This is a genomic window from Anaerococcus lactolyticus S7-1-13 (assembly GCF_000758765.1).
Lineage (GTDB): Bacteria > Bacillota > Clostridia > Tissierellales > Peptoniphilaceae > Anaerococcus > Anaerococcus lactolyticus.
The window spans coordinates 1-9,769 of the sequence record NZ_JRMW01000013.1; the positions used below are offsets into that span (position 1 = coordinate 1).

Genomic DNA, 9,769 nt, shown 5'->3' on the forward strand with positions numbered 1-9,769 from the left:
CACGATTTCGCTATTGCTTCTTCTCTCCTAGACGTCGCCATCTAAAACTTGCAAGTTGCTATTAGATTCGTCGGTAACTACGCTCTGTAGGGATTTTCACCCCAGCATTAGAACATGCCCGTCATACAGCAAAAAGTCCCCTGCTGTGGAGACTCAGACAATCGACAAAGTCCTATATTCACGTCATTCTGACGAACGAATTGAGGAAGAATCCCATAAATTTAGGATTTGATTGACTATTATTTATTTTTTAATTGATAAAACAACCAAATAGTTTATCAACAACAAAAGTCCCCTGCTGTGGGGACTTTGCTTATTTTTACTCGTTTGTAAGTCTCAATTTCTTTAAGATTGTCATAAAGGCTGATAGGATTACTGCTACTACAGATGCTAATACCATGCCTTGAAGTTCTATTGAGCCAAATTGAATTTTTAAGCCTGATAGACCGGCTATAAAGATTATTGAAGTTAAAACCAAATTCATTGATTTTGAGTAGTCAACTTTTTCGTCTACTAGGAGTCTAATACCACTGGTACCAATCATTCCGTATAGAAGGAAGGTTACTCCGCCGATGACGTTGCCTGGGATGGTTGAAATGAAGGCTGCTAGTGGGCCAAAAAATGCCATTATAATTGATACAACTGCAGCTCCACCTATTACTTGGACTGAGTAAACGCCAGTAATTGCCATTACACCGATATTTTCGCCGTAGGTTGTGGTTGGTACACCTCCCACAAGACCTGAAAGGGCTGTAGAAAAGTTGTCTGCAAAGATTGACCTGTGAAGACCTGGGTCTTTTAGAAGGTCACGACCTACTATATTAGATGTTACTACCTGGTGGGAAATGTGTTCGCTTGTGATTACCAAAAGCACTGGGAGCATAGCAAGGATAGCATTTACGCTAAATTTTGCCATGTGGAAGTTTGGCATAGTGAAAAGTTGTGCTTCAACAACTGGAGTAAAGTCTACCATGTTAAAGCATATAGCAGCAATGTAACCTACTATGATTGCGATTAAAATTGGGATGGTTGAGAAAAATCCCTTAAAGGCAACAGATCCGATAATAGCTGTAAAAAGTGTGATGCCAAATACTATAAAATCCTTGGCTTGAGCTGTGTCTGTCATGAGGTTGGCTCCGATTGCCCCACCTGTGACAGTATTGCCTGCAAGTTCGAAACCGATTAGGGCTACAACTGCACCCATGGCAGCAGGAGGTAGGACTACATTAATCCAATCTATACCAAACTTGTAGATGATGTATGCCATGACACAACCCAAAATTCCGACCACAACAAAGGCACCTTGCGCATATTCAAATCCTTGCTTTGCAATAATAGCTGTTCCTGGTGCTAAAAATGCAAATGAAGAACCCAAATAAGCTGGTGCCTTGCCTTTGGTTATTAAGATGAATAATAAGGTGCCTATCCCGTTCATTAAAAGAACAATGCCTGGATTAATTTGAAATAAAATAGGGACTAAAACTGATGCACCAAACATTGCAAAAGTATGTTGCAAAGATAGGGGCAATAAAAGTTTCGCTGGGACCTTATCATCGATATGATAGATTTTCTTTTCTTTGTTCATAAAAATTCCTTTCTTTTTTTCCTCAAATCTCCTATATGATACCATCAAAGTTTTTCTTGTCAAAATAAATTTTAAAAAAATCTCGCCACTAAAAAACTCCCTTTTTAACCACCTTCGCAGTGGAAAAAGAGAGTTTGTTTTTTATCACCTTACATAATATTTTCCGTCGATTTCCTCAATCTTTGTATTTTTTGGACTAGTTGGGAAATTTGTCGGAGCTTGTGGGCGAGTTTTGTTTTCATTTATAGTTCTTGATTTTTTGATTTCTGCATCGGATTTTAGGAAATAATCGTAGATAACAAAGTCTTCGATATTTTCAATATCCCTGTCGCTAAAGTTTATTATTGGGTCATCCCAAGTGGTGTCGATATGATACCAGCCACCCATGACCTGTACCATATTCCACATGTGGTCTTCGCCATTTTTTAGGGACTTGCCAGTTAGAAATCTTGTCTTTAGACCTGCTTGCTTTGCCATTAGGTCAAAAAGAGTCGCATAGGCATTGCAAACACCACCATTACCAAAAATTATTGATGCTGGATGGTAGATTGATACTCCACCACTTTCTTCGTTACGATCTCCCTTGTTGTAGAAATTTTTCTTTACAATAAAGTCGTGGATGGCCTTCACCTTGGCGTATTCTGTGTAGGATGGGTCGATATTTTCAGCCACCCAATTTTTCACAAAATTGGTAGTCGAATATTCCATATCTATATCCACCCTGTATCTAACATCAAAATTCGCCTTTTCTATATAGGTCTTATCCCCAACAGACTTAGCAGGATTATAAGTTGTATCTATCCTAGCTGACCCATACTGACCATAGAAGAAATAATCATCTTCCTTGCACACATCAAGAAAAAGCTCGGAAATTTTTTCATTAGAACTGACCCTTCCTATATCCACACTAAAATAGGCATCCCTATTTTGGAGATGAGGTCTAATCTGGTTTCTAATCCTTATATTATCCTTGAAAATCTCTTGCAACTTTTCGATTCTCTGTATAGTTTTTTCGTTCTTATCAATTAATTTTTCTAGCTTCGCACGCTTTTTTTGAGAAACTCCCTTATCATTAAGGTGTTTTCTTGCCCTAGCTAGGCTTTCCTTTTGTTTGTTTGTATCTATAGCTATTATCTTTTCTTCAAGCTCCTGGCTTACAGCATGGCTCGTTTTTGGGACCATGAAAAATACCAGAGCAAGAATCAATAAGATTTTCTTTTTCATTTTGCACCTCATTTAAAAGGACTTTTGTGGTTTTGCCCACAAGAGTCCCCTATTTTTTTATACTCTTTGTAAAACTGCTTCTGTTTTTTCAATCAAGGCTTCGGATTTTTTAATCAAGTTAATTAACTTATCCTTAACCCCAGCCACAGAATTTGGTGCGTTTTGTAGTAAGAATTTTGCCGATCTAACACTTACCTTATTTTGCTCTACAGCTTCCTTAAGTCTTATAATCTTCACAGCCCTATCAACATCACGCCAGATAGCTGACTTGGCATCATTGATTTTGCTTGTTGCCACAGCAAGCTCTGTAAAAGATGCAGTATCGCCCTTTTGGAGCACAGCCTTGCCATCCATGACAGCCTTTTGATAGGCCATCTTTGTATTGCTAGAAGCATAGTTATTGTATGCCTCAGTGCTAATAACATTTATACTATCTGCAACAGCAAAAGAAAGATTTTCCTTTTGAGTCTTGTACTTTGCCTCTTCGCTTGTTTCTGCCGCATAAACTTCGCTAACCTTAGTCTGGGCCAGACCCAAAAAGGCGAAGTTACAAAGCAAGAGCAAAACAGCTATTTTTTTGAATATTTTCATATTATCCCTTGATTCCTTTTAGTTTGGCAAGGACTGCTTCAGATTTTTCGATGACACTCTTTGCGTTTTTAATTAAGTTTATTAGCTTACCCTTAACAGGAGCTACTTGTTTTGGAGCTATTTCTAGTAGGGTTTCACCAGATTTTACTGCAATTTTGTTATTATCTACAGCTGTTTGAAGTTTTTCTATATATTTTTCTAATTCTTCATTCTTAACTTTCACTTCAACAAGTGCTTCTCTCGCAGACTTAAGAGTTTTAGCAATTTGCTTATATTCATCTTCAGTTTTGATATTTGACTTATCTTCCACACTTGTTTCTGCAAGTTTTAGGGCAGATAAGAAAGTATCAAAGCTCTTCTTTGTATATTTTTCAGAATTTTTTCTAAATGGTTCTGAAAGATCTATCTCGTCCTTAACAACTTTTTTTCTCTCATTTAGATAGGCATTTTCTATAGCTGCTCTCTTCTCTTTTAATTCCTTAGTATAATATTCTGATAAAACAGTATTGTATGTTTCATAATAGTAGTAACGATAAGCCTTGTTATAAGCATCTAAGTAAGCATCTTTTTGTTTTTGTGTTGCATACAAATATGATGAAGATGTTGTAAAGTCAGTATGTTTATCAAGCAAGTCCTTCAAGTCAGTAATTGAAGATTTTTTGCCATTTAAAGCCTTCATAGCTTCTTTTAAATATTGTGTAGCCCTAGTTAGCTTGTCTTTTTCAGAGCTTAGGCTTGAATATTCTGGAGCTTGTTTATAAGCGTCTTCTGCATATTTAAACCAAACATTAAAACTATCTTTGACAGATGTGCTTGCATAAATATATCTGTCTTTATTTTTAATCTCCTTTGCATCGCTTATTGTCTTATAAAGTTCTCTTCTTGATTCAAGATAAGATGATTCATAAAGATAATCAGAGTAAAAAGTATCAGCTGCAAATGATTTTTTAACACTTGGAGCAAAAACTGCAGATGCTAGTGCCATTGCCAAGATTGCCTTTGTTAAATTATTTTTTTTCATATTAAAACCTCTCTGTTTTTAATTCTTTCTTATAATATACCCTTTTTGAGCTATTATAAAACATGCAAAAAAGGGCTTGCCTCAGCAAGCCACATTTCATAATTATTTCTTGTAAGCTTCTAGAGCTTTTTCAGATCTTTCGATTATGTCGTTTGATTTTTCTACAAGTTCTTTAAGCTTAGCCTTGTATTCTTCGCTAAGTGATTCTGGAGTTTCCTCTAAAAGAATTTCTGCAGCCCTTGCTTGAACCCTATTATTGAAAACTGCATCTTCAAGTTGTTCTACAACTGTATTGCCGTCTTCTGTTTCAGCTTCGCTGGACTTATCTTCGCTAGATTTATCCTCGCTAGATTTATCTTCGCTATCATCCTTTTTATCTTCTTTTTCTGTAGAGCCAGTATTTTCTGCGTCTTCTTCGCCTTCTTTTTTGGTAGTTTCTTCGTTAGTGCTTTCCTCTACCTTTGTATCATCGCTATTCTTAAGCTTGTTTTTTAGGCTATCGCAACCTGTAAGTGTAGCTGCGATTAGGATAGCAGCAATGATTTGTTTATTAGTTATTTTCATTTCTTATCTCCTTTTTTTGATGTTAATTTTAATATTATAGCAGCCACGACAAGAACTGCCGCAACTTTAGCTATTCCATTTATACCCGTTTTTACAATAGATCCTGCATTTCTTGCTGTAGAAACAGGACGAGTTGAAGTTTGGACTTGGTTTGTTGGTGTAAGAGTAGTAGTTGCAGCGAACTTTGGATTAATAAGGTCGTCAAGCTCCTTTTCCACTCTCAAAGCATCATCCATAGTAGCCTTAGGATCAGATAAGGCATTAATCTTAGCAGCTATTGCCTTTCTTTGCTCTACACTAGCTATCTTTAGCTGGTTTTTCTTAAATCTTGCGGCTAGGTCATTGATTAATTTATCAAACTTATCCCCATCTAGAGCATTTTTTGCCTTTAACAATTTTTGATAAACAGCCTTCACTTCTGCCTCTTTTGGATTTTTATTATCTCCAATGAGGTCCTTTGCCTCTTTCAAGGCAAGATCATAAGCATCCCTAAGAGCCTTTTGAGCCTTGGTATATTTAAAACTACCCTCTTTTAATTTTTTATCTTCATTTATAAGATTTGTCAACTCTATTAGAAGCTTATCCCTAATCTTGTTAGGATTTTTTTCGAGTTCTATTTTTTTGATGAAAGCCTTGATAGCATCATCATTCATCACCTCATCAAGAGTTCTAAAAATCACATCTTCATCGCCACCCTTAGCAGCAAGGGCAAGGGCATCTTCAAGCCTCTTTCTAAGAGCTTGGTTCAATGTTTTATAGTCCTTATGATTTTTAATCTCCTCAAGGGTCCTAGTATATTCAAAAATCAAATAAGTCTTCTTGCTGATTTTATCCTCAATGAAATCCCTAGACTTAGAAAGAGATTCTAAAATAGTCTCAGCCTCTTTGCTATCAAGCTTACCAGCCTCACTAAGTTTCTTTGTCCTTTCTAAATCAGCCTTATACTTCTCAGCAGCATATTTCAAATACTTATCACTACCTGTAGCAGCAGCCTTAAAGGCAAGGCTATCCATGAAATCATCCGAATCCAAAATCGCATCAGTCAATTTTCTTGCCTGGCTAGATAATTTGCCCTCAATCTCCCTTCTCGCTGCATCTAATTTTTTATACAACAAATCGAGCTTGTTAGCATCTGGGCTTATCTTATCCAATTCTTCCTTGCTATCTCTAATTAGCGACCTATAATTTAAAATAGCATCAACATCTTTGGCATCATAAGACCTGTCAGCTTCCTTATATTTTTCTGTATCGACAAAATTGCTATCGTCATCAACTAATTTTTTAAGTCTACTGGTCAAAAACTCAGCCAGCTTATCCCTAGCATCCTTAAAATTTTCATAAGCCTTGGTCAAATCAGCAAGACTTATATTCTTATCCTTAGCGGCCTTGGCAGCAGCCTCCCTCGCCTTGGTATAGGCATTCTTAACATCTTTTTCATTCTTGCCATAGATTTGGTCAATCCTTATGCCCTCAGTCGACTTAAGCAAATCTTCAATAAGCTTTTTGACCAAAGCCTTATCATCAGCCTTTTCAAACTTAGCCAAAGCTTTCTCTAACTTATTGATAGCCTCACTAAGCTTATCTTCACTAACCAAAGCTTCGCTAATGCCATAAGCTTTTTTGAGATCTTCAGCCACTTTAACAGCATCTTCCAAGGCTTTTTTATCAGTCGAGTTACCTTGCTTATAGCTATCAGTACCCATAAAGGCCTTAACTCTATCAAGCAACTTACCGATTTTTTCTATCTTTTCTTTTTTCTTATCCTCAGGGAGAACCTCACCTTCCCCTTTTGATTTTTTGATATCCTTAACAATCTTATTAAGCTTGTCGTTCAACTCATTGAGGCCTTTATAATCTCTTTCATAGCCGATAACATAGTTAAGCGCCATAGCCTTTGCCTTACTAAGCGTATCTCTAAAAGATTCTCCAAGATCCTTATCTTTCAAATTTTTAATAAGGTTAAAGCTATCTCTATCAATAGAATCAATATTTTTTATAATACTAGCCACACTATCGTCTATACCATCATAAGGATAAAGTTTAATAGAATTTAGTTTCAAATCTGTATTATCTATTTTGTATCTTGCTTCGGCAATATTTTTCAAGATTGCTATAAGCTTATCATAGTTTTCTTTGTTATCATCAAGTTTTGGTAGCTTTTCAAGCTCTGCATAAGCGTGGTCATAAGCTTCCCTTAAAGCTTGGTCGCTATGAGAATATTCATATGACTTTATAAAACCATCGTGACTTTTTACTAACTTCTCAGCATCTAATAGAAGTTCATCAAAACTTGTTTCAGTTGTAACAAAGTCACCTATCTTATTTATTTCTTTATCTAACTTTTTAATATCTTCAGTATCTGGCTCGCGATATTTAATTGTATCCCCGAAAGCATCTTTTGCCTTATTGAAAAGTTCATTAAGCTTTTTAGTTTCAGTTTTTAAAATATCACCAGTAATATCAGTTAATTTCTCATTTTCAAGAATTTTCTTAGCTTCGTCAATTTTTTTATTTAATTGCTCATACTCAGGCGTATGCTCTTTTTCTTTGTTGTTTTCCAAAAGCTTTCTAGAAGAAATAACTTCTATTTTAAGATTTTTTAAATTTTCATTCGCATCACTAGCTAATTTAGCACTTGCATTTTGAATATTATCTATATGATTTTTTGAATCATCATAGGTTAATTTGCCCCCATCAACATAGGCTTTGGCATCATTCATAACCTTATTAAGATTTTCTTGTTCACTGGTAGAGGCATGGCGATACAATTCGCTCGCTTTGACCTTATCGTACCTAGCTACAAAAGCATTTATAAGAGAAGTAAAAAACTGTGTAGATTCTTTTTTTACATCACTTTCATCTGCCCTAGCCTCGCTCACCATGGACCTACTTCCCACTGTGCCCGACACTGGGCTTAGGATTAGGCCTAGGGTCAGAAGGCTTGCAATTAATTTTTTATTCATAAATCTCTCCCCACAGGCATAGCCTGTTAGTGTAATTATAATATATTTAGGGTGAAATGTCAATAAAGACCTAAATTTCAATACTTACAGCCCGTCAACGAACCTGCTCAAGGCTCGCTTGCTCCTTACTATCAAAGCCTCCTGGTCTGCAAGCATCCTCTCAAGCTTGCCCCTCACACTTGCAATAGTCTTTGGAGAATACTCCATCAACTGCCTACAAGACTTCACAGTAGTCTCAGACTCGCTAATAGCATCCTCAAGCCTCTTAATCACATCTGCGTACTTCTCCCTCTTGTAATACCTGCGCAAAGCCCTCGCCTTATCAAGCTTCTCCTTGCGTTTTGTCATCTGGCCATACAAAGAATCAGTCACCTTGCTAAGATCAGGCAAAAGCACCGAATCAGAAATAGCATTCACATACTCCCTCAAAAGCGAATCATACTCAGCCTTATCCTTGCCCTTCTTCATCACAAAATGCTTCTTAAGATATGAGTAAAGATCATTGGCATTATTCTTACGGATATTAAACCCATTCACCTTCGCACCACTACCAAAATAAACACAAAGCATAGGCTGCTCCAAAGAAGGCACCACATTATCCACAAACTCATCAAGCTTAGACGAAACCTTAAGCAAATTCTCCATCACAGCCTTGTCATGAGGCACAAAATTGCCACGCTCATCAATATAAGCCTTAGAAGACTGGCTCGCCTTATCAAAAACCTCATCAAAACCCTTATACTCATACTCAAGCTTAGCAATCTCCGCATCAAGCTCCTTAATCCTAGCATCAATCCCAGCATCCGCCGCAAAAGCAAAAGAAGGGGCCAGCAAACCAAAACTTAAAACAAAAGAAAAAACTTTAAACTTCATAACCATAACAAATCCTTTCCGTTATACAATATAATCAACTATTTGTTAGTAATACTATACCATTAAGATTTTCTTATCCGAGATAAATTATCATCTTTTTTTGGTCTATCCGAGATAGAATATCTATCTTATAATTTTTTTCAGTCATCTACATAACTGCTCCGTTCAAAGGGGGAGCCCCAAGATTTTAGAGGTTTATACGATATAAATTATCTTTTTGTTAATCCGAGATTAACCGTATCTTATAAATAATCTCAACCATTAACATGGCTGCTCCGTTCAAAGGGGAGGCCCAAGGGGGCGGCAGATGCCCCCTCACCCGCCTCCCCTTAAACCCCTCTCGGCTACACCCCTGACTGCTCCTTAGCGGAGTGCGAAACAGGAAGATTTCCAAAGGAAATCTTCTTTTTGTAGGGTTTGCGACTTCGTTTTTGTTTACGTATTTTTCTGACTTTTTAAAATCCCAAGACTCCTAAAAATTGCAATCTAGTCTGACTTGTGCTTTGTATTTTTTATTAGCTCACAGTATTTATTGTTCTTTTGTTCATAGAATGCTGTCAGTGCAATTTTCTTAACGGAGTCTTGGGATTTTAAAATACAAGGTCTTGAGTTTTTTGCTTCTTCGTATATACATATCTTTAAGTCATAAGATTCCTCGTCACGATGTTCCTCGGAATGGTGCTGTGGGAGTTAGGAGACCTCGTCCCCTCGCTTCGACCGAAGTGGAGAAGCCTCTGGCAATGTTTATAAAATAATTATAGTTTTGGAGTTTTGTCACACTAGAATCAAAAAACATAACTCTCATCTAGCAATGTTTGGCGGAGCAAATCTTGAACCCCGAGACCAAATCTCTCCTCTATCGGGTAGAGATTTCTAATCAAGAAGCCCGTTAAGAAAATCGCTTGTCTGAGCGAAGCGAGTTTGCGATTTTTAGGGCTTCGCAGATTA

General features: G+C 36.8%; 7 protein-coding genes. All 7 read right to left on the reverse strand.

Features of this window, described 5'->3' with window-relative positions; all coding sequences use genetic code 11:
• Positions 1–319: 319 nt before the first annotated feature.
• The gene (uraA, locus tag HMPREF1630_RS00445; protein ID WP_037326021.1) at positions 320–1,585 is read right to left on the reverse strand and encodes a uracil permease; all 1,266 of its coding nucleotides are present in this window, start codon (positions 1,583–1,585) and stop codon (positions 320–322) included.
• Between the two features lie 144 nt (positions 1,586–1,729).
• Positions 1,730–2,809, reverse strand: a complete 1,080-nt coding sequence (locus HMPREF1630_RS00450; RefSeq protein ID WP_037326009.1) for a transglutaminase domain-containing protein — start codon at positions 2,807–2,809, stop codon at positions 1,730–1,732.
• Positions 2,810–2,866: 57 nt separating this feature from the next.
• Positions 2,867–3,400: a hypothetical protein gene (locus HMPREF1630_RS00455; RefSeq protein WP_037326011.1), complete on the reverse strand. Its 534-nt coding sequence runs from the start codon at positions 3,398–3,400 to the stop codon at positions 2,867–2,869.
• A gap of 1 nt (position 3,401) precedes the next feature.
• Entirely contained in the window at positions 3,402–4,421 is a 1,020-nt protein-coding gene (locus HMPREF1630_RS00460) for a V-type ATP synthase subunit I domain-containing protein (RefSeq protein ID WP_037326012.1), read from the reverse strand.
• Between the two features lie 102 nt (positions 4,422–4,523).
• On the reverse strand, positions 4,524–4,985 hold the full coding sequence (locus HMPREF1630_RS00465; RefSeq protein WP_037326015.1) for a hypothetical protein: 462 nt from the start codon (positions 4,983–4,985) through the stop codon (positions 4,524–4,526).
• Complete coding sequence (locus HMPREF1630_RS00470; protein WP_037326017.1) at positions 4,982–7,948, reverse strand: hypothetical protein; 2,967 nt, start codon at positions 7,946–7,948, stop codon at positions 4,982–4,984. Before HMPREF1630_RS00470 ends, HMPREF1630_RS00465 begins: the two co-directional genes overlap by 4 nt.
• Before the next feature lie 84 nt (positions 7,949–8,032).
• The gene (locus tag HMPREF1630_RS00475; RefSeq protein ID WP_156095796.1) at positions 8,033–8,821 is read right to left on the reverse strand and encodes a hypothetical protein; all 789 of its coding nucleotides are present in this window, start codon (positions 8,819–8,821) and stop codon (positions 8,033–8,035) included.
• Positions 8,822–9,769 lie beyond the last annotated feature (948 nt).